Raw genomic sequence first — 21,743 nt, 5'->3', positions numbered from 1 at the left:
TCCACAAATCACTGCAATTATTGCCATAACAAGGATGTCGTTTAATTTGTGAACCTTGCTTATATCTCGTCTATTGTCTTTTATTTCGCTAAAAATACTTACTAATTTACCTGACATAAAATAATGAATTAATTTATTGATTATCAGATGAATATACAATATTTTATCTCAACAAACTAATGATAAATTATTTATTATCAAACAATTATATACTATCTTATGTGACTTCTATCATGCGTTTGCCCTGTCATGAACTTGACTCTCTGAATGTTAAAAAAAAAATATCTATCTTCGCGGTCCAAACTAAAAATAATTATGAAAAAAATGACAATCTGCCTTTTATTATTAGGCGCAATGAATGCTGTGACGGCACAGAAAATCAATCTTGGAAAAGCTGTAGGCGTTGTTTCGAAAGGAGCAAAAGCCCTTACTTTTACCAATGAAGATGCCGTGAAGCTGTCAAAAGAATCTGTTGATTGGATGGATAAAAATAATGCAGTTGCAGGTCCAAAAGATCCTTATACCGTTAGATTGAACAAGCTTTTTGGAAAACACAAATCTCAGGACGGACTTGCTTTGAACTATAAGGTATATAAAGTAAAAGACATCAATGCTTTTGCTTGCGCAGACGGAAGTGTTCGGGTATTTTCTTCATTAATGGATATCATGACGGATGATGAGCTGTTAGCAGTAATCGGACATGAGATAGGTCACGTGAAAAATCAGGATACGAAAGATGCTATTAAATCTGCTTATTTAAAGGCAGCAGCACTGGATGCAGTATCATCTGCATCAGGGACTGTAGCGGCGTTGAATGAAAGCCAGGTAGGAAAGATGGCCAACGAATTCCTTGATGCTTCTCACAGCAAAAAGCAGGAGTCTGAAGCAGATACTTACTCTTATGACTTTATGAAAGCTAACAACTATAATGTAGTGGGAGCTTATTCTGCATTCAAAAAATTAGCTTTGCTTTCGGAAGGAAGTACACAAACTGGTTTTGAGAAAATGTTCAACTCTCACCCTGACAGTGAAAAAAGAGCACAGGCTATTAAGAAGAGAGCAGAAAAAGACGGTTTATGGAAAGACCCGGGAACGGTTGCTATTCCAAAGACTAAGCTTACAAAATAAATTTAATCTTATTTAGAATGAAAAATCCTCAAAAGTTGTCTTTGAGGATTTTTTTATGGTGAATTGTAATGAGGTCTTAATACATTAAGAATACATTTTTTCTCTCAATTCTTTTACTCTTTTGTCAGAAAGATAATCATCGTAAGTCATTTCTCTATCGATAATTCCTTGAGGAGTTAGTTCGATGATTCTGTTACAGACAGTTGAAAGCATTTCGTGGTCATGAGATGACAACAAAAGATTTCCTTTGAAGTTAGACAATGAGTTGTTCAAAGTGGTGATACTTTCAAGGTCTAAGTGGTTGGTAGGTTCGTCTAATAAAAGAATGTTGGCTTTCTGAAGCATCATTCTACTGAACATACATCTCATTTTTTCGCCTCCTGAAAGTACTTTACAAGATTTCAACGCTTCATCACCAGAGAATAGCATTCTTCCTAAGAACCCTCTCATGAATTCTTCGTGACGCTCTTCATCATTTTTAGTAAATTGTCTCAACCAATCTACCAAGCTGATATCCTCCTGGAAAAATTTAGTGTTATCCAAAGGCATATGAGACTGGTTTGTTGTAACTCCCCAGGCAACAGTTCCTTTATCAGCTTCAGCATTTCCTGCTAGAATTTCAAAAAATTCTGTGATCGCTAAAGAACTTTTAGAAAGTACAGCAACTTTATCTCCTTTCTTAAGGTTTAAGTCAATGTTTGAGAACAATAATTCTCCGTCTTTTGTTTTTTCAAGACCTTTAACATCCAGAATCTGATCTCCGGCTTCTCTTTCCATTTCGAAAATAATGGCCGGGTATCTTCTTGAAGATGGTTTGATATCATCGATGTTCAGTTTATCGATCATTTTCTTTCTCGCGGTAGCTTGTTTTGCTTTTGCTACGTTTGAGCTGAATCTTGCGATGAAGTCCTGAAGTTCTTTCTTCTTTTCTTCCGCTTTTTTATTAGCCTGAGCTCTTTGTCTTGTCGCTAGCTGAGAAGCCTGATACCAGAAAGTATAGTTACCTGTGTAAAGGTTAAGTTTTGCATAATCTAAATCTCCGATGTGCGTACAAACTGTATCCAGGAAGTGACGGTCGTGAGATACCACAATTACTGTGTTTTCATAATCTGCAAGGAAGTTTTCCAGCCAAGCGATCGTTTCTATGTCAAGGTCATTCGTAGGTTCATCCAGAATCAATACATCAGGATTTCCAAAAAGAGCCTGTGCCAAAAGAACTTTTACTTTGTCCTGGTTTTCAAGTTCACTCATCATTTGCCAGTGCATACCATCTTTGATACCAACGTTAGAAAGCATCGTCTGTGCATCAGATTCTGAGTTCCATCCGCCCATTTCATCGTAGATAACTCCCAGTTCCCCTGCTTTTAGACCATCTTCATCAGAGAAATCTTCTTTCGCATAAAGCGCATCCATTTCCTCCTTTATTTCAAATAATTTTTTATTTCCTCTCAGTACAGTTTCGAGAACAGTAAATTGATCGTATGCAAAGTGATCCTGCTCCAAAACTGACATTCTTTTTCCTGGCTCTAATGATACATTACCTGTAGTAGGATCCTGTTTTCCAGTTAATATTTTAAGGAATGTCGACTTTCCTGCTCCATTAGCTCCGATAATCCCATAACAATTTCCTTTCGCAAACATGATGTTCACCTCGTCAAAAAGAACCCTTTTCCCGAATTGTAAAGATAAGTTAGATACTGTTAACATATAGTTTTGTAAATTTGGCGCAAAATTACGAAAAGAATTTGGGTATTTCGTAATAATGTAAAAGTCAAGTTTTTAAATATGAGGTATTTTTTCTATATTTCATTAATAAAATAAGATGAAGTCGTGAATGGACGGCTTAATGAAGGATTGGGTGAGCCCAGTTAAATATAATCACACGCATTTTTAAAATGAAAATCGAAAAAACAGTCAGTATATTAAATAGAAAAGCCCGTTTTGAATATGAAATCCTTGAAGAATTTGAAGCTGGGATGGTTTTGACGGGTACAGAAATAAAATCTTTACGTTCATCCAAAGCATCCATCACAGAATCCTTCTGTCAGTTTATTGATGGGGAGTTATACATTATTAATATGATGATTGATGAGTATAAATTGGGAACTTTTTATAATCACAAAACAAAAAGGGAACGGAAATTGCTGTTGCACAAAAAAGAATTACAGAAACTTGAAAAAAAGTTAAAGGATGCTGGTAACACAATTATACCTCTTAAATTATATATCACAGACAAGGGTAAAGCAAAAGTGCTGATATCGCTTGCCAGAGGGAAAAAACTCTTTGATAAAAGGGAAGCGATAAAAGATAGAGAAAATAAACGTAACCTGGATAGAATATTAAAGAAAAGTTAAAAATCATTCAAAAAACTTTGTTTTTAAAGAAAAATTATATTTATTTTGCATTATCAATTATTTAATCATTTAATTCTATGAAAAATCTAAAATTAGGAATTTCAGCATTGGCGCTTACTGTTGCCTCTACTGTCTTCGCGCAGACGACCAACAATCCGTGGTTAATCGGGGTTGGTGCTCATGCGGAAAATCACAAGGCAGCACAGACAGAATTCAGTAACACCTTCTCTGCTAATAATTTAACGAAGAGAATGTTCAACGTGAACAATTTCTCTATTACACCTCCATTATCTAAATTAACAGTTGCTAGAAACATCGGTAAAGGTTTAGTTATCGACTGGCAGACTTCCGTAGGTAATGTTGACAACAAGAGATTTAACATGGGAAAAGAATTTTTCCTAATGACAGGTCTTGGTTTCCAAGCTAAAGCAGCTGGTCTTTTATGGGATGAAGAATCTTGGTTCGATCCGTATTTAAGAGTTGGTGCTAACTACTTGAGACATGATTATACTGCACTTTCTTTCCCAAGATATGACTACAAAGGAGAGCTTGTATCTAACGGTGATGGTGGTAATGAAAATGGTAAAGCTAATCACTTTACAGTTTCTACAGGTGCTGGTGCTAACTTCTGGGTAACTAAGAACTTCGGTCTTGGTGTTCAGGGTGATTATGTATCAACTCCAGGTGATAAATCTACAGTTGCTAACTTCTGGCAAGCTTCTGCATCGATCTTATTCAGATTCGGTAACAGAGATAGAGATAAGGATGGTATCCTAGATAAAGATGATCTTTGTCCAGATACTCCAGGTCTACCAGAATTCCAGGGATGTCCTGATACTGACGGTGACGGAGTTCCAGATAAAGACGATCAATGTCCAGAAGTAGCTGGTCCAGTTGAAAACAACGGTTGTCCTTGGCCAGATACAGATGGTGATGGTGTTATCGACAAAGATGATGCTTGTCCTACAGTTGCAGGTCCTGCAGAAAACAAGGGTTGTCCTTGGCCAGATACAGACGGTGACGGAATCTTAGATAAAGATGACGCTTGTCCTACAGTTCCAGGTCTTCCAGAATACAACGGATGTCCTAAGCCAAAAGATGTTACAGCGACTGAAGTTGAAACTAAATTGAAGAGCGTTTATTTCGACTTCAACAAAGCTTCAATCAGACCTGAATCTAAAGGTGCATTAGATGCTGCTTCTGAAATTATTAAGAAGGACGGTGGTAACTATCTATTAGAAGGTAGAACTGATGCTAAAGGTGCTGAAGCTTACAACTTGAAGTTATCTAGAGAAAGAGCTGCTTCTGTAGTTGCTGCTTTAGATGCTAGAGGTGTAGATCCTAGCTCTCTTAAATCAATCGGTGTTGGTGAAGCTAAAGCTACAGTTTCTGAAAAAGCTTCTGATGCTGAAAGACAAGCTGATAGAAAGGTTGTTGTAAAAGCTATCGCTGATGCTAACGAGTGGAATGCAATCGCTAAAAAAGACTACGCTGATGCTCCAGTTGTAAAAAAAGCAACTAAGAAAGCAACAAAAAAAGCTCCAGCTAAGAAAAAAGCTGCTGCTAAAAAGAAAAAATAATTAATTTTTCTAAATAATAAATACCTCCAATTTTTGGGGGTATTTTTTTTTTGTAGACTTTTAGTTAATTTTGTTGAAAATTTAAAAATTAAAATGGGAAGAGCATTTGAATATAGAAAAGCTTCGAAAATGGCCAGATGGGATAAAATGGCTAAAACTTTTTCTAAAATAGGTAAAGACATTGCACTGGCAGTAAAAGCCGGAGGAACAGACCCTGAAGCCAATCCGGCTTTAAGAAGATGTATCCAGAATGCCAAGGGTGCCAATATGCCTAAAGATAATGTAGAAAGAGCTATCAAAAAGGCTGGAGGTGCTGATGCTGAAAACTATGAAGAAATTACATATGAAGGATACGGTCAGGGAGGAGTAGCATTCTTCGTAGAATGTACAACAAATAACCCGACAAGAACCGTAGCCAATGTGAGAGCTATCTTCAATAAATTTGATGGTAACCTCGGTAAGAACGGAGAACTTGCCTTTATCTTCGACAGAAAAGGAATTTTCACTCTTGATTTATCTCAAATCAAAATGGATTGGGATGACTTTGAAATGGAAATGATTGATGGAGGGGCAGAAGATGTGGAAAAAGATGAAGATGAAGTAATGATTACGACGGCTTTCGAAGATTTTGGTTCGTTATCACATAAATTAGATGAATTGGGAATTGAAGCAAAAAGCGCAGAACTTCAGAGAATTCCAAACAATAGTAAGGACGTGAATGGAGATCAGTTCAAAGCCAATATGAAAATGCTGGAGCGTTTTGAAGATGATGATGACGTACAGAACGTTTATCATAATATGGAGGTCACAGAAGAGCTGATGAACACACTCTAAAAAATAATATAGCATTCATATACAGTTAACTTTCAATTAGTTTCTTTGTATAAAACTATGAAAAGAAACGTTGAGTTAGTGGTTATATCGGATGTTCATTTGGGAACTTATGGATGTAAGGCTAAAGAGCTGTTACGATATCTCAATTCTATCCAGCCAAAAACATTAGTTTTGAACGGTGATATTATTGATATCTGGCAGTTTAAAAAGTCTTACTTCCCTAAACCTCATTTGAAAGTGATCAAAAAGATCCTTTCATTTGCTACAAAGAATACACAGGTCTACTATATTACGGGGAACCACGATGAAATGTTCCGTAAGTTTACAGATTTTGAATTAGGAAAACTCAAAGTCTGCAATAAGATATGTCTTGATATTGATGAAAAGAAAACATGGATATTTCATGGAGATGTTTTCGATGCATCTGTCCAGCATTCCAAATGGATTGCCAAGCTCGGAGGAAAAGGGTATGATCTCCTGATCGTCATCAATAATGTTGTCAATTGGTTTCTGGAGAAAATGGGGAGAGAAAAATATTCATTTTCTAAAAAGATCAAAAGCAACGTGAAGAAAGCGGTTAAATATATCGGAGACTTTGAACTGACTGCTTCTGAACTGGCGATAGACAATCACTATGATTATGTGATTTGCGGCCATATCCATCAGCCTCAGATCCGTGAGGTCATCAATAAGAAAGGTTCATGTACTTACCTGAATTCCGGAGACTGGATCGAAAATCTTTCAGCTTTGGAATATCAAGATAAAGAATGGAAAATATTCTATTATGATGATCATAAAGATTCACTTAAAGACGACGAAGTGGACGAAATCCAGGACATGGATAACTCCGAACTTCTGAAAATAGTAACTAATTTTTCTTAAATGAAAGTTTTGTATGCATTTCAAGGGACAGGGAACGGACATGTTGCCAGAGCACAGGAAATTATTCCGATCCTCAAAAAATACGCTTCGGTAGATACGTTGATCAGTGGCCATCAGTCTCAATTGAAGGCTGATTTCGATATTAACTACCAATATCGGGGTATTTCCCTTCTTTACAACAAAACAGGCGGTTTATCCTACCGTAAAACGTTTACTGAAAATAAATTTCTTGAAGCTGCAAAGACCATCAGAGAACTGGAGCTTTCACAATACGATCTGATCATTAATGATTATGAACCTCTCACCGGATGGGCTGGTAAATTGAAAAAGCTTCCCATGATTGAACTGAGCCATCAGGCTTCCATGAGTTTTCCCGAAACACCCAAGCCGGAAAAGAAAGACTTTCTTGGTGAGCTGATTCTTAAATACTATGTTCCAAGCGAAAGGAAGATCGGTTTTCATTTTGAAAATTATCATCCGCAGATCAAAAAGCCTGTCATCAGAAAAAAAATCAGAAATCTTAATCCTGATAAAAAAGGATATTATCTCGTTTATCTTCCAAGTTTTGCAGATGAGAATATTATCAAGGTTTTGAAACAGATCCCTGTTCAGTGGAAAGTATTTTCAAAACACAGCAAAGTACAGGTCAAAATAAAAAATGTGGAAGTTTTCCCGATTGACGAGATAGAATATTTGAAATATTTTGAAAGTTGTGATGGCATACTATGCAATGCCGGTTTTGAAACACCAGCCGAAGCGCTCTTCATGGATAAAAAACTGTTTGTTATCCCCATTCACAACCAGTATGAGCAGGAATGTAATGCCTGTGCCCTGGACCTTATGGGAATTCCAAATTCTAAAGCATTAAATCTTCAGGAAATTATGAAATGGGTAGCTTCAGATCATCACTTAAAAGTAGATTATCCGAATGATATTGAAGACATTTTGGTGAATGAAGTCCTAATTCTTTAGAAACACATCATCCACATCACTCATTCTGGTCATCACAGCTCTGGCATAGGAGCAGTGAGGATACACTTTCCAGTTGTTTTCTCTCGCAAATTTTATAGCTTCCTCAACCAGATATTTTCCCATTCCCCGCCCTTCGAATTCCGGGTGTACCAGTACAAAGGAAATGATAAATTTATGTTCTTCTGGAAAAATAGTATAGGTTAATCTTCCTACTTCTTTTATTTCATTGTTCAGCATAAGAACACCACCATTTCCTGATTTATTGTTTTCAAATTTCATAATTCAAAGCTTTGCTATTAAAGATACAAAAATTGCACCGACAAGTAATTATTAGAGAGTAATAGTGAATGGTGAATGGTGAATCTGCTTCGCCGTCAATTTTTAAATCAAATAAATTTGAAGATTGTTAGGTACGGCAATCAATTGACCATTCACTTGCGAAGCAAAATTGACCATTGCTGTGATCATTTATCAATCATCATTTATCATTTATCATTGATGAGTTCTGATCAGCTGTCCTTCCCCGTATAGTAGTTGTAGTCTTTAATCACCACATTGATAAATTGTCTCTCCGTCATTTTTTTGGAATCTATATCCAGTTTTAAAATACTTTTTATCTTATCGGAAAGTTTGCTGATGATCTGTCTGTCATCCACTCTCAGGGCTTTGGTATAATTATCTTTAATGATCCTCATATCATTATCACTTAAAGCAATCACCTGAGGAAAGGATGGAATATAATCTTCATTGATGTTTTCTAAGATCGTATGAGATATATTGATGTTGTTTTTTAACGAAATTACTGCCGTACCTGAAGCTATATCTCCCAGACGCTGGTTATTTTTAGACACAATCATAGAAATCAGGCCTATAACTCCGGCTGCAGAAGTGTCGATCAGTCTGAACATCCATCGGATCAGATAATCACCAAAACTAGCCTGGTAACCGTCAATTTTTACGACCCTGATCTTCATAAGTTTTTTCCCGGGAGTCTGTCCCTCCATAAGGCTTTCCAGAACAACAGGGTAAATGTAAACGGGGAATGTAAGGACAATATAAACGGCCATAACAGACCATTGATCGAGCCCTGCCAATAAATACCCAAGGTCAAAAACGTTGAAGAAAAGATAGAACACAATGAGGACATAAGCGACCTTTATCAAAAGATCGATAATGAAGGCAAGCATTCTTTCCCCGACACTGGCAATATTAAAGTTAATATTTACATTTTGTGAGGTATTTATCGCAATTTGAGACATAATTTTTATTATTTTAGCCTTACAATTATGAGAGAAGTTTATTTCATTAAACAAAATAAAGAAAAATGGTTGGGAATTGAACAGGTTATTGAAGGGAAAGTAAAAAAAAATCCTGATGACCTGTCTTCGTTGTATATCAACCTGATCAATGATCTTTCATTTGCACAGACCTATTATCCCAAAAGCAATACTACGGTATACCTGAATCATCTGTCTTCACAGATATTCCAGAAGATCTACAAAACGAAAAGAGTAGAGGAGAACAGACTGATCTATTTCTTTAAAACGGAAGTTCCCCTGCTGGTGTATCAGTACAGGAGATATCTTATGTATGCTTTTCTCTTTTTCATTCTGTTTACTTCAATAGGCGTGCTGTCCGGAGCTTATGATAAAGATTTTGCGAATATCATTCTGGGAGAAAACTATGTCAACGAAACTATAGAAAATATTAAAAAAGGAAATGCTGTAGGCGTTTATCAGAGTGGTTCTACCTGGGGAAGTACGATAGGGATTATTTTCAATAATATCGGAGTAGGAGCCAAATTATATATTTATGGAATCACAGCAGGAGTAGGAACTTTATTTGCCCTGCTTTCCAACAGTGTTATGCTCGGTTCTTTCCAGTATTTCTTCTACGATTATGGAGCCTTGAAAGACAGTGCAAGAGGAATCTGGCTTCACGGCGTTTTTGAGATCTTTGCTATGGTTGTAGAAGCTATGTGCGGTCTTATTCTGGGAGCGAGTATCCTGTTTCCGAGAACATTTTCAAGATTTAATTCTTTTAAAACAGGCTTTAAAGATTCTTTTAAAATATTTCTGAGCACCATTCCTTTTACCATATGTGCAGGAATTATTGAAGGCTACGTTACAAGACATGCTTTGAAAATGCCACTGGCAATCAACTTAGTCATAATATTCAGTTCACTGGCCATTATAGGATTTTACTATTTTGTTTATCCATCGATGGTTCATAAAAAAACTAATAATCAAGTCCATGATGCAGTTTTATAAAAAAAGAGAATTTGGAGCTTTCATCAGTGACAGCTTTAATTTTTTCAAATTATACGGGAAAAATTATTTCAAAAATTATATCCTGATCAACGGGCTGCTGTTAATTTTAACAATTGCTGTAGTGATCTTTGGATTCAGAGAGGTTTTCGGACAGCTTGTCGGCTCCAATATGAGCGGAGAAAGCTACTATTTTGAAAGGTATTTTGCAGATAATGCAGGAATGCTGATTGTAGCCGGACTGCTGGTTTTTCTACTTTTTGCCCTTCTGGCGATTGTCAACTACCTGTATCCTGTTTTTTATATGAAAAGGATAGCTGGGGGAGCACAGAAGATCAAAACAGATGAGATCCTGGATGATTTTAAAAAAAATGCGGGAAGAATTTTTAAAATGTGCTTAGGAATGCTGTTTATTGTCCTTCCGGTAACCATGATCATCGTAGGATTTTCCTATGTGCTGCTGTTGATCATAATAGGATTTTTCCTGATACTGCTCGTTTATCCTACGGCTTTCAATGTTTCGTCATTTCTGATGTACGATTATTTTAATACAAAAAGAGGCTTTTTTGAAAGCTTAAGTTATTCCATAAGAGCCCAGTTTTCCTACCCGAACGGAAATGAAAAATCTCCATACTGGAAATACTGGGGAGCATCCATCATCATGTTCGTTATTTTGTATGTGGTTACTTCGGTATTTACATTTATTCCGCTGATGTTTGTGTATGGATCGCTCCTTACCTCTACACCGGATGGGAATTTTGAAGAAAATCCTTTCGCAGGAACTGCAGGAATTGTTTTCTTTGTATTGTATGGAATTTCAATGCTTGTGTCGTTATTCCTTTCCAATCTGATGTATATCAATGCAGGGCTGATGTATTACGACAGCAGAACAGATCTGCACCAGAAAATTGAACTTGAAGAAATAGAAACTATCGGTATTAATGAATAAAATCCTTTTCTTTCTGCTGCTTATTTTCTCCATTGGTCCTGTGCATGCACAGGATAACGATAGCGATGATACAGTAGAAGATTATATTATGGACTCTCTGGGCACCGGACATTACCGGAATATGCTCCGTGCAGATTCTGTACTGATCCTGAAACCGGTTTCAGAAAATACGATCTATCCGAAAAAGTTCAAGGAAAACCTCCAGTCCAGATACAAAGGAAACGAATTTGATTATTCCGTTTCCAAACCGAAAGAATCTTTCTTCCAGAAACTGATGAGGAGAATAGACAAGATCCTTCAGAGTGTTTTTGGGGAAACGGTCTTTACCAATTCAGCTAAAATCACGACTATCCTTATTCGCTTGTTTGCCATTATTCTGGTAGGATTTCTTCTTTATTTTATCATTAAATACCTGATGGGTAAAGACGGAAACCTCTTCTTTGGGAAGAAAAATAAAAAGATAAACATCAATGCGGAAGAGCTTCATGAAAACATCCATGAAATCAATTTTCCTGAAAGCATTGCGAAATTTGAACGCGAAGGAGATTTCCGTTCAGCGGTCCGCTACCAGTTCCTTTTTATTCTGAAAAAACTGAGTGATAAAAAACAGATCAATTGGAATCCCGAAAAAACGAATAAAGATTATGCGGCAGAGTTGAAAGACATGCGTCTGAAAGATGAATTTGCCAGACTTTCTTATATTTTCGATTATGTTTGGTATGGAGAGTTCAGTATTGACGAGCAGAGTTACCAGAAATTTAAAAACCAGTATCAGTCATTCAGACTGTAATTAAACCATTTACCATGAAAAAAACCTTCAAAATATATGCTGTGATATTCATCGTTGTGATGGTTATTTTGGCGTTGCTTGAAGTCAATAAAAAAGAAACAACCAACTGGCGTAAGAATTTTAATATCAATGAAAAATCTCCTTTCGGTCTGTTTGTTTTTAATAATGAAGCGAAAGATCTGTTTAAAAATAACCTGAGAAAAATAGAAGAGACCCCTTACGAGTATTACAGTCAGCACAAAAAAGGAGTACATAATATCATCGTTATTGAAAAGGAGCTTGATAAAGAATCCTGGAAAAAGATCCTGGATCAGGTGTTGAACGGTTCAGATGCCATGATTTTGATGAGCCATGTTCCCAAAGATATTTCAGACAGCATCGGCTATCATAGCTCGGATATTTCTTTTGAGGAGGAAAACGTATTAAAACTGACAGATAAAAAATATCAGAATGATTTTATTAAATTAGATAAATTTCCGTCAGGCAGAGGATTTTCATACATTAAACCAAAGGTAGAAGTACTGGGAAAAACGGTGGAGAAAAATAATTCAGATCAGGCTAATTTTATCAAGATTAGCTTTGGAAAGGGAACGATCTATGCCCACAGTGAACCTCTTTTCCTTACCAACTATTATCTCCTGAAACCCGGCAGTATAAAATACGCCCAGGATGTTTTTTCGTATCTTCAGGACAGAGAAACGATCTGGTTTGTAGAAAACGACACCAAAGTTTCACGTTTCTTTATGAGGTTTGTCCTCTCTAATCCGGCATTAAAGTATGCCTGGTGGTTGCTTTTAGGAGGGCTTATACTGTTTATTTTCTTTAATGCTAAAAGAAAACAGCGCGTAGTCCCTGTTGTAGAGCCGCTGAGAAATACCTCGGTAGATTTTGTGAAAAGCATCGGGAATCTTTATCTTCAGGAAGGGGATTTCCATGATATGATGGCTAAAAAGGCCCAATATTTCCTGAACAAAGTAAGAATGGATCTTCTGATCGATACCCAGAATCTGGATGCAGAATTTGCTAAAAAACTTCAGTTAAAGACAGGGAAAACAATAGAAACAATCAATGAAGCTATAGCCCTGATCAGGAAAGGACAGGATCCATACGCCAACGTAATGAAAGAAGACCTCACAAGATTGAATAAGCTTCTTGATGAGATATTGAAATAATTGAGTAATGTAACAATGTAACAATGTAACAATGTAACAATGTAACAATGTAACAATGTAACAATGTAACAATGTAACAATGTAACAATGTAACAATGTAACAATGTAACAATGTAACAATGGTTATTGGTAAATTACTAGACTGGTACATTGTTAGATTATAGAACATGAGTCCCAACGGGACGTTTTAACAAAACATCGGATGAAGTCCGATAGAATAGATATCCGATCAACTAAAACCACAGATAGAAAATTATGGAAAACCATGAAAACCAAAATTTAGAGCCCCAAAGTTCTATCAATCTAAATAAAAGTGAAGATCAGTTTCAGTCGAGAATTGATATGATCGAGCTCCGTGCCAGTTTAGACAAAGTAAAAGCTGAAATAGCCAAAGTGATTGTCGGCCAGGAAAATATGGTTGAGCATCTTATTGCCGCTCTCTTATCAAACGGACATGTCCTGATTGAAGGGGTGCCGGGAGTAGCAAAAACCATTACAGCCAAACTTTTGGCAAAAACGATTGATGTAGGTTTCAGCAGGATTCAGTTTACACCGGACCTTATGCCTTCCGATATTCTGGGGACCTCTGTTTTCAGTGTGAAAAACTCTGAATTTGAATTTAAAAAAGGCCCTATATTTTCCAGTTTTATATTAATTGATGAGATCAACAGATCCCCGGCGAAAACTCAATCAGCGTTGTTTGAGGTGATGGAAGAAAGGCAGATCACAATGGATGGAATCCGCTACATTATGGATGAGCCATTCCTGGTAGTAGCTACCCAAAACCCAATAGAGCACGAAGGAACTTACAGACTTCCTGAAGCGCAGCTGGACCGTTTTCTCTTCAAAATCAATGTAGGGTACCCGAATCTTGAACAGGAAATAGCGATCATTAAAAATCAGCACGAAAGTCGGAAGGAAGATAAAACAGAAGGAGTAAACCGTGTTATTAGTGCAGAACAGCTAAAAAGTTATCAGAATCTGGTAAAAGAAATTATTGTTGAGGCACAGCTGATGGAATACATCGCTAAAATTATAGTCAATACCAGAGAAAACCAGTTCTTATATCTGGGAGCTTCTCCTAGAGCGTCATTGGCACTTCTTACCGCTTCCAAAGCTTTCGCGGCCATGAGAGGAAGAGATTTTGTGACGCCAGAAGATATTAAAGAAGCAAGCTACGCTGTTTTAAGACATAGAGTGATCGTTTCTCCGGAAAGAGAAATGGAAGGCCTGACCGCCGATGAAATTATACGCCAGATCTTAGAGGGAATAGAGATTCCTAGATAGATTGTAGGAATTAGGATTTATGGATTAGAGGGCGAAGATATTTGTTTCATTACAATTTAACCCTAGTCTCTGAATCCTATCCCCTAATCCCTTAAAAAAATGAAAAACTTATACATCAATACACGATTTTTCTTTTCGCTCATAGGAGTGGGGATCGTGTATGTCCTTGCTTTTTTCTTTCCTGTTCTGATGTGGGCGGCGCACCTGCTTTTGTTGATCTGTTTTCTTGCTGCAATGGTAGATTATCTCTTATTGTTTAATCAAAAAAATGCAGTCCTGGCCCAAAGAATACTTCCGGAAAAACTATCCAATGGTGACGAGAATTTTGTGAAGATCGATATTAAAAACAAGTATAGTTTTAAGATCCGTACGAAGATCATTGATGAAATTCCGTTTCAGTTCCAAAAGAGAGATTTTTTAATTACAAAAGATATTGAGTCGGGTAGAAATACTTATTTCCAATATAGCCTTGAGCCGAAAGAGAGAGGAGAATACAGCTTTGGAAACCTGAATGTGTATGCTTCTTCACCTCTGGGATTGGTATCCAGAAGATTCAATTTCCAGAAAGATGCGATGTTGCCTGCCTATCCGTCTTTCGTTCACCTTAGAAAATATGAATTGATGGCACTGCAGAGTGAATTCATGCTCGGGGGAATCAAAAAAATCAGAAAACTGGGACATACCATGGAGTTTGAGCAGATCAAAGAATATGTTCCCGGTGATGATATCAGAACCATCAACTGGAAGGCTACTTCCAAAACCAACCGATTGATGGTGAATCAGTTTCAGGATGAAAAATCACAACGTATTTTTATCCTGATTGATAAAGGAAGGACGATGAAAATGCCTTTCAACGGGTTGAGCTTGCTAGATTATTCGATCAATGCAGCAATGGCTCTGTCTCATATTATTCTGAAAAAGGGTGACCGTTCGGGAATGATGACCTTCTCCAAAAAGACAGAGAATAAAATCGCCGCCGAAAATAAATCCGGACAGCTGAAAAAGATCTCAGAAGCCCTTTATAATATTAAAACAGACTTTTTTGAAAGTGATTTTAACCGCTTATACCAGGATGTAAAATATTCCCTGAACCAGCGAAGCCTTGTTTTGCTTTTTACCAATTTTGAAACACTGGACGGATTAAACAGACAGCTGAAATACCTTCGTGGTATTGCCAAAAACCACCTGCTCGTTGTTATATTTTTCAAAAACTCAGAACTGCAGACCCTGATTCATAAAAACCCTGAAAGTATGCAGGAAATTTATGATGAAATTGTTGCCGAAAAATTTGAATTTGAAAAGAAACTCATCATTCAGGAACTTAGAAAGTATGGGATCTATACGGTATATACTTTGCCTGAAAATTTAAATATTGACGTTATCAATAAATATCTTGAGATAAAAGCGAGAGGAATTTTATAATTTTGCTTTAATAATAAATCCAGTGGCTTCTGTCATTCTGAGCAGAGCCAAAAAATCTTACAATAAAATTTGAAAATGAAAATAACCCTAAACAGACTCAACGACGATTTTTTATTTGAATGTACCAACTCTCAAGGGAATTCAATTCTTTTGGATAACACTTCGCAGCCTGGAGCTAAAGGTGTTTCTCCCATGGAAAGTGTTCTGATGGCCGTTGCAGGATGCAGTGGAATAGATGTAGTGGCTATCTTGAAAAAGCAGCGCCAGGAAATCACAGGTTTTCAGGCAGAAGTAGAAGGAGAAAGAATTCCTGTAGATGATGCAAAACCTTTTAAATCCATTAAAGTAAGATTTCTTCTGGAGGGAAATATTGATCCTAAAAAAGCATTGAAAGCAGCTCAGTTGTCTTTTGAAAAATACTGTTCCGTATCAAAAACTTTAGAACCCAACGTAGAGATTGGATATGAAGTTCTTGTCAATGGAGAGAAAGTTTAATATTTTTAATTAATGATAAGCTGCCGGCCCATTCGGGCCGGCAGCTGCATTTTATACTGTTAATCTAGGTTTCATAAGTTTGGCTACCGTTGCTGTCCATCCGGTTTGATGGGAAGCTCCTACACCGCGGCCATTATCCCCGTGGAAATATTCAAAAAACGTAATGTAATCCTTAAAATGTTCATCATAATTGAACTTGGCATTTCCGCCGTTGAAAGGACGCTGTCCGTCTTCATCCTTTAAGAATAATGAGCAAAGTCTTTTGCTGATATTCTGTGCCACTTCATCCAGGTTTTTCTTCTCTCCACTTCCTGTAGGAAATTCCACTTTTAAGCTGTTTCCGTAGTAAAAATGAAAACGTTGCAAACTCTCCACGATCAGGAAATTGATGGGGAACCAGATCGGTCCACGCCAGTTACTGTTTCCTCCAAACATGCGGCTGTCACTTTCGGCAGGAGTGTAGTATACCACATTTTCCGTACCGTGAACTGAAAACACAAACGGATTTTCTTCGTAAACTTTTGACATCGCCCGGATTCCGTAAGAACTTAAAAATTCATTCTCGTCAAGCATTCTCCTCAAAACCTTTGTCAGTCGGTTCTTACGTAAGATGCTCATTAGGTGCTTTCTGCCCTGTCCTTCCTCATCCCAGTGCGAAACCAGTTTCGTAAGCTCAGGTTTATTTTTTAATACCCATTCCATTCTAGCCTGGAAATTAGGCATCTTATCCAATAGTTTATGGTCTATGATTTCTACGGCAAACATTGGGATCAACCCCACAATACTTCTTAATTTTAAAGAAACACTTTCGCCGTTACCCAGTTGCAGCACATCATAGAAAAATCCGTCTTCCTCATTCCATAAGCCTTCTTTGCCATCCCCTAAGTTTTCCATTGCTTCCGCGATATACAGATAATGTTCGAAGAACTTAATAGCCATATCCTCATACACCTGATAGTACTGGGCGAGTTCCATGGCAATACGCATCATATTAAGCGCGTACATGGCCATCCAGCTCGTTCCGTCCGCCTGTTCAAGATGTTGCCCGTCTTTCAATTCCATATTACGGTCAAAAGCTCCGATATTATCCAGTCCAAGGAAACCGCCACCAAAAATATTGTTACCACTTTGATCCTTCCGGTTGACCCACCAGGTGAAATTCAGGAGAAGTTTCTGGAAAACCTTTTCAAGAAATAAAAGATCGGGTTTACCGTTTTGCTTTTCATCAATTTTAAAAACCCTGAAGCAGGACCATGCATGTACCGGCGGATTCACATCGCTCAGGTTCCATTCATAAGCAGGAAGCTGTCCATTCGGGTGCATATACCATTCCTTGGTTAAAAGAAGAAGTTGTCCCTTGGCAAATTCAGCATCAATGATAGAAAAAGGAACGCAGTGAAACGCCAGATCCCAGGTTGCATACCATGGATACTCCCATTTGTCGGGCATGGAGATAATATCCTTATTGTGAAGATGATTCCATTCCGTATTTCTTACATAATCATTGAAATTTCTTGGCGCATTATGATTCGGATCGCCTTTCAGCCATTTCCCGACATTATAATGATAGAATTGTTTATTCCAAAGCAGTCCTGCAAAAGCCTGCCGCTGGACATTTGTTTCATCCTCGTTTGTCGTTTCACTTTGAACCTCCTGATAAAATTCGTTGGTTTCGGCAATTCTTGTAGTAAAGACCTCGTCAAATTGATTAAACGGTTCATCCGTTTCATTGGGACATAATCTGAAATCAAAAGTCTTAGATTGTCCTGCTTCAATGATTTCATCAATTATAAAAGAAGCTTTGCTCCCTCTTTTTTCAGCATTTACCGTATTACTTCCGTAAACGATATGATCATTAATTCCATCCTTAAAATAAGTATTCCCGGTATAGGTGGCTCCATATAACTTAGGGGCATTGGTCTCATTTTCACAGAAAGCACTTTTCGCAGCCAGGTTTCTCGAATAGAGCTTTTTGATTGAAATGCTGTCATGGTTAATATCGATGCATCCGTCGTAAGAAGCATTCATCTGTCCTTTATAGGTGTTGTAGCCCCATTTCCAGTTATTTCTGAACCATGCAGTAGGAGCTATAACGATCGGAGCATCCTGCTTACTTCTGTTGTGAACCGTTACTCTGGCCAGAATATCATTGTGATCGGCTTTACAGTATTCAATGAAAATATCGAAATAGTCATCATTGTCAAAAATTCCTGTATCAAAAATCTCGTATTCAGGTTCCTGTTTGCTGCGTCTTCCGTTTTCAGCAACAAGATCGTCATAGGGGAATGCATTGATTGGATATTTATACACCATTTTCATATAACTATGGGTGGGTGTATTGTCCAGGTAATAAAAAATCTCCTTGATATCCTCTCCGTGGTTACCCTGAGGATTGCTCAGACCGAAGAAACGTTCTTTTACGATTTTATCTTTTTTGTTCCAGAATGAAAAAGCAAAACAGAAGATCTGCTTCACATCGGAAATACCGGCTATGCCTTCTTCTCCCCATCTGTAGGCATAGCTTTCTGCATTATTATGGTTGGCGTAATGCCATGCATTTCCGTTCGGGCTATAGTCTTCACGTACATTTCCCCATTGCCGGTTGCTTACGTATGGACCCCAGTTTTTCCATTTGGAATCTTGTAATCTTTCTTTCTCAACAATCATATTTCATCACTTTTTTCAATACGAAGGTAGTTTTTTTGAAAAATAATTCCAATTCCTTTCATCTGAAGAATTCTTAACATAGCCTTGAAACACTTATCATTAAAGGCTTTTTTAATATTAAATATTTTTTCTTGAAAAATTAGAAAGAAAGACATATCTTTGCAGAGCGTTCATTCAAATATTGAAAATGTTATCAAGAAAGGTTGAGGGATTAGACCCTATGAAACCTTAGCAACCCTTTGTGCAAGCAAAGAAGGTGCTACGTTCTACCAATTTATTTTGGACAGATAACTTACTGAAGTTCTTTTCAGCCATTTCCTGTGGCATTTTCAATTGTATTAAAATAATAATAGAATTGAAAACAGAACTAAACTATATAAATCTTTCGTATCAGACTTATTCCCAAAAGGAATACCATATCCCGTTGACCTATCAAATCTTCGGGAAAGACCTGTTTACAGCACCCATTATATTGGTCAATCATGCGTTGACCGGAAATTCGAATGTTTCCGGAGAAAAAGGATGGTGGAAACAATTGATCGGTGAAAATCAGACGATCGATACGAATACATACACAGTTCTCTGTTTCAATATTCCCGGAAACGGATATGATCATTTTTTAATTGACGAATACGAAGACTTCACCCCTTCAGATATTGCAGAAATATTTTTGAAAGGTCTTGAAGCTTTACATATCAAAAACTTATATGCCATTATTGGAGGTTCTCTCGGAGGAGGAATTGCATGGGAAATGCTTGCCAAGCAGCCTCAACTTGCGGAGATATTTATACCTATCGCCTGCGATCTTAAAACTCATGACTGGCTTCACGCACAGTGTCTGGTTCAGAAATTTCTGCTGAACGGAAACGATGAACCTTTGCAGAAGGCAAGAATTCACGCTATGCTGTGTTACAGGACTCCACAGTCCTTAAACAACAGGTTTAAAAACAGATATCATCATGAAAATCAGCGGTTAGAGTCAGAAGATTGGCTCGTTTATCACGGGAATTCATTAAACGAAAGATTTAGTTTGAGTTCATATAAGCTGATGAATCACCTGCTGATGAATATCAATACGGACGAAGATCAATTGGAAAAAATAGGAGCACGAATGCACCTGATCGCTGTAGATACCGATTTATTCTTTCCAGCTTCGGAAATCCGAATGTGCTTTGAGCACCTGAAAGAGAAAAAGAAAGATGTTTTCTATCATGAAATACAGTCAATTCACGGGCATGATGCCTTCTTAATGGAATACGAACAATTAAATAATATCATACATAATATTTTTAGAATGGAATGGCGCGAAAGCGAAATTTTATCTGACAATGACAAACAAAAAATTAGGAACAGATGAGAAATGCGAACGAAATCAAGTTTTTAAAAAACAGATCAATCATCAAATTTGAAGGAGAAGATTTCCTGGGTGAAATCGGGATCGACGGGAGAATTTTTAAGGCGCTTACCTTAGCGCGAATCAGTGTAGGGGTGATCTCCCAGCAGGCCATTGAAAATGGGCTTTCTATTCTGGTTAATGAGGCTGATGCCGAAAAAGCAGTAACCTGTCTGATTGATGAATTTGAAGAAGAAAGAAAATCAGGAAAAGTTTCACAGATCTATAGCATCAATAATGTTTCCGTACTTGGATTTGTAGCGGAAGATTTCAATAAAGTTTTGGCAGAGCTGGCGAGAAATAATGTTTTCCCTCTTCTTTTAAATCAGGTTGCAGGTGAAAACCGAGTCAATATCGTAGTGACCTCGTCTCAAGATGAGAAAACTAAGAATGTTATTGAATCCGAAATTTTCAAAAAGCCAAAAACCGTTCATTTGGCGATTATCGGTCATGGAAACGTGGGAAAAACTTTAATAGAACAGGTGTTACAATCTTCTGAAGAAATCAGAAGACGTAAAAAAATCGATCTTAAAGTGGTTGCAGTAGCCAATTCCAGAAAAATTGCTTTCAATAAAAAAGGCTTTAATGCAGATTGGAATGATGAGATTTTAACAGCACAACATCCATCAAACGTTGAAGAACTGATCAACTTCTCCAAAGAAAATCAGCTGGAAAACCTGATCGTCGTAGATAATACAGCGAGCAAAGATTTTGTGAAAAACTATCACGCCCTGGCTGAAAATGGGTTTGACCTGGTTTCTTCCAACAAAATTTTCAATACACTTCCCATCGAGGAATACCGTAAACTAAGATATACGTTGAGTAAAAACAACAGACGGTATCTGTATGAAACCAATGTCGGGGCGGGGCTTCCATTAATTGATACCATAAAATTATTACATCTTTCAGGAGAAAATATCACAAGGATCAAAGGTGTATTCTCCGGTTCATTGAGCTATATCTTTAATAATTTCTCTGTGAGAAACGATAAGTTTTCAACCATCATCGGAGAAGCAATGGAAAAAGGATATACAGAACCTGATCCTCGTGAAGACCTTTCAGGAAATGATGTGGCAAGAAAACTGTTGATTCTGGCCAGAGAATTAGATCTGATCAATGAATTCCAGGATATCGACATCCAAAATTTAATTCCGGAAAATCTTTTATCAGTAGATAAAAATGAATTTATCTCAAGGCTTGATGAGCTGGATGAAGAATACCAGAAAATCAAAGAAGGACAAGAGCCTGGACACGTTCTTCGTTATGTAGGAGACCTTCACGGAGACCTTCAGAAAGATAAAGGTCAGCTTGATGTGAAATTGATTTCTGTACCGGGAAGTTCTGCTTTAGGACAGCTTAAAGGGTCAGATTCTATCTTTGAGATTTATACAGAAAGCTATGGAGAAAACCCAATTGTAATCATGGGAGCCGGTGCCGGAGCTCAGGTAACGGCAAGAGGAGTTTTCGGTGATATTTTAAGAGTAAGTGAAACAAAGTAAATTAGTGTAACAATCTAACAATCTAACAATCTAACAATTTACCAATGACTAT

The 21,743-nt window shown here is 37.2% G+C and carries 20 protein-coding genes and 1 riboswitch; of the genes, 15 read left to right on the top strand and 5 right to left on the bottom strand.

Annotated features, from left to right (window positions below; genetic code table 11):
• Positions 1-117: transposase family protein (locus tag HHL23_RS22925; RefSeq protein ID WP_169234890.1), on the bottom strand; the 117-nt coding region annotated here is incomplete at its 3' end.
• A 198-nt stretch (positions 118-315) separates the two neighbouring features.
• Between HHL23_RS22925 and HHL23_RS11200 the strand changes: the two genes are divergently transcribed.
• Positions 316-1,128, top strand: a complete 813-nt coding sequence (locus HHL23_RS11200; RefSeq protein WP_169234889.1) for a M48 family metallopeptidase — start codon at positions 316-318, stop codon at positions 1,126-1,128.
• An 84-nt stretch (positions 1,129-1,212) separates the two neighbouring features.
• Here HHL23_RS11200 and HHL23_RS11195 read toward each other — a convergent pair whose 3' ends face one another.
• Positions 1,213-2,835 (bottom strand): ABC-F family ATP-binding cassette domain-containing protein, encoded by a 1,623-nt coding sequence (locus HHL23_RS11195; RefSeq protein WP_169234888.1) that lies wholly within the window; start codon positions 2,833-2,835, stop codon positions 1,213-1,215.
• A gap of 188 nt (positions 2,836-3,023) precedes the next feature.
• On the opposite strand from HHL23_RS11195, the gene smpB reads away from it, so the two are divergent.
• The 5 genes from smpB to HHL23_RS11170 all read left to right on the top strand — a co-directional run bounded on the left by smpB (position 3,024) and on the right by HHL23_RS11170 (position 7,750).
• Positions 3,024-3,482, top strand: a complete 459-nt coding sequence (gene smpB / locus HHL23_RS11190; protein WP_076506993.1) for an SsrA-binding protein SmpB — start codon at positions 3,024-3,026, stop codon at positions 3,480-3,482.
• Between the two features lie 77 nt (positions 3,483-3,559).
• On the top strand, positions 3,560-5,062 hold the full coding sequence (locus tag HHL23_RS11185) for an OmpA family protein (RefSeq protein ID WP_169234887.1): 1,503 nt from the start codon (positions 3,560-3,562) through the stop codon (positions 5,060-5,062).
• A 93-nt stretch (positions 5,063-5,155) separates the two neighbouring features.
• The gene (locus HHL23_RS11180) at positions 5,156-5,896 is read left to right on the top strand and encodes a YebC/PmpR family DNA-binding transcriptional regulator (RefSeq protein WP_169234886.1); all 741 of its coding nucleotides are present in this window, start codon (positions 5,156-5,158) and stop codon (positions 5,894-5,896) included.
• Between the two features lie 57 nt (positions 5,897-5,953).
• Positions 5,954-6,778 carry a UDP-2,3-diacylglucosamine diphosphatase gene (locus tag HHL23_RS11175; RefSeq protein ID WP_169234885.1) on the top strand — a complete coding sequence of 275 codons (825 nt, stop codon included), beginning with the start codon at positions 5,954-5,956 and terminating at the stop codon, positions 6,776-6,778.
• The gene (locus HHL23_RS11170; RefSeq protein WP_169234884.1) at positions 6,779-7,750 is read left to right on the top strand and encodes a glycosyltransferase family protein; all 972 of its coding nucleotides are present in this window, start codon (positions 6,779-6,781) and stop codon (positions 7,748-7,750) included.
• On the opposite strand, the gene HHL23_RS11165 is transcribed toward HHL23_RS11170, so the two are convergent.
• Positions 7,739-8,029 (bottom strand): GNAT family N-acetyltransferase, encoded by a 291-nt coding sequence (locus tag HHL23_RS11165; protein ID WP_169234883.1) that lies wholly within the window; start codon positions 8,027-8,029, stop codon positions 7,739-7,741. The two genes, HHL23_RS11170 and HHL23_RS11165, sit on opposite strands and share 12 nt — an antisense overlap.
• Before the next feature lie 230 nt (positions 8,030-8,259).
• A complete protein-coding gene (locus tag HHL23_RS11160) occupies positions 8,260-9,009 on the bottom strand; it encodes an RDD family protein (RefSeq protein ID WP_169234882.1) in 750 nt (249 codons plus the stop codon).
• 27 nt (positions 9,010-9,036) lie between these two features.
• On the opposite strand from HHL23_RS11160, the gene HHL23_RS11155 reads away from it, so the two are divergent.
• The 7 genes from HHL23_RS11155 to HHL23_RS11125 all read left to right on the top strand — a co-directional run bounded on the left by HHL23_RS11155 (position 9,037) and on the right by HHL23_RS11125 (position 16,132).
• On the top strand, positions 9,037-10,020 hold the full coding sequence (locus tag HHL23_RS11155; RefSeq protein ID WP_169234881.1) for a stage II sporulation protein M: 984 nt from the start codon (positions 9,037-9,039) through the stop codon (positions 10,018-10,020).
• Complete coding sequence (locus HHL23_RS11150) at positions 10,004-10,966, top strand: DUF4013 domain-containing protein (protein ID WP_169234880.1); 963 nt, start codon at positions 10,004-10,006, stop codon at positions 10,964-10,966. The genes HHL23_RS11155 and HHL23_RS11150 overlap by 17 nt, the downstream gene beginning before the upstream one ends.
• Positions 10,959-11,756 (top strand): DUF4129 domain-containing protein, encoded by a 798-nt coding sequence (locus tag HHL23_RS11145; RefSeq protein ID WP_169234879.1) that lies wholly within the window; start codon positions 10,959-10,961, stop codon positions 11,754-11,756. Before HHL23_RS11150 ends, HHL23_RS11145 begins: the two co-directional genes overlap by 8 nt.
• A gap of 14 nt (positions 11,757-11,770) precedes the next feature.
• Complete coding sequence (locus HHL23_RS11140; RefSeq protein ID WP_169234878.1) at positions 11,771-12,928, top strand: hypothetical protein; 1,158 nt, start codon at positions 11,771-11,773, stop codon at positions 12,926-12,928.
• Positions 12,929-13,183: 255 nt separating this feature from the next.
• Positions 13,184-14,215, top strand: coding sequence for an AAA family ATPase (locus HHL23_RS11135; protein ID WP_185194871.1), 1,032 nt, complete (start codon positions 13,184-13,186; stop codon positions 14,213-14,215).
• A 99-nt stretch (positions 14,216-14,314) separates the two neighbouring features.
• Positions 14,315-15,637, top strand: a complete 1,323-nt coding sequence (locus HHL23_RS11130) for a DUF58 domain-containing protein (RefSeq protein WP_169234877.1) — start codon at positions 14,315-14,317, stop codon at positions 15,635-15,637.
• Positions 15,638-15,712: 75 nt separating this feature from the next.
• Complete coding sequence (locus HHL23_RS11125; RefSeq protein ID WP_169234876.1) at positions 15,713-16,132, top strand: OsmC family protein; 420 nt, start codon at positions 15,713-15,715, stop codon at positions 16,130-16,132.
• 51 nt (positions 16,133-16,183) lie between these two features.
• Here the strand turns inward: HHL23_RS11125 and HHL23_RS11120 are convergent, their stop codons facing one another.
• On the bottom strand, positions 16,184-18,799 hold the full coding sequence (locus HHL23_RS11120; protein WP_169234875.1) for an MGH1-like glycoside hydrolase domain-containing protein: 2,616 nt from the start codon (positions 18,797-18,799) through the stop codon (positions 16,184-16,186).
• A 187-nt stretch (positions 18,800-18,986) separates the two neighbouring features.
• A riboswitch (SAM riboswitch) is annotated at positions 18,987-19,093 on the top strand.
• A 61-nt stretch (positions 19,094-19,154) separates the two neighbouring features.
• On the opposite strand from HHL23_RS11120, the gene HHL23_RS11115 reads away from it, so the two are divergent.
• Positions 19,155-20,156, top strand: a complete 1,002-nt coding sequence (locus HHL23_RS11115; RefSeq protein ID WP_169234874.1) for an alpha/beta fold hydrolase — start codon at positions 19,155-19,157, stop codon at positions 20,154-20,156.
• Entirely contained in the window at positions 20,153-21,691 is a 1,539-nt protein-coding gene (locus HHL23_RS11110) for an ACT domain-containing protein (protein WP_169234873.1), read from the top strand. Before HHL23_RS11115 ends, HHL23_RS11110 begins: the two co-directional genes overlap by 4 nt.
• The last annotated feature ends 52 nt before the right edge of the window (positions 21,692-21,743 follow it).

This window comes from Chryseobacterium antibioticum (genome assembly GCF_012927325.1).
GTDB classification, from domain to species: Bacteria; Bacteroidota; Bacteroidia; order Flavobacteriales; family Weeksellaceae; genus Chryseobacterium; species Chryseobacterium antibioticum.
The sequence above is the reverse complement of the archived record's forward strand: the minus strand, read 5'-3'. Positions and strand labels throughout refer to the sequence as shown.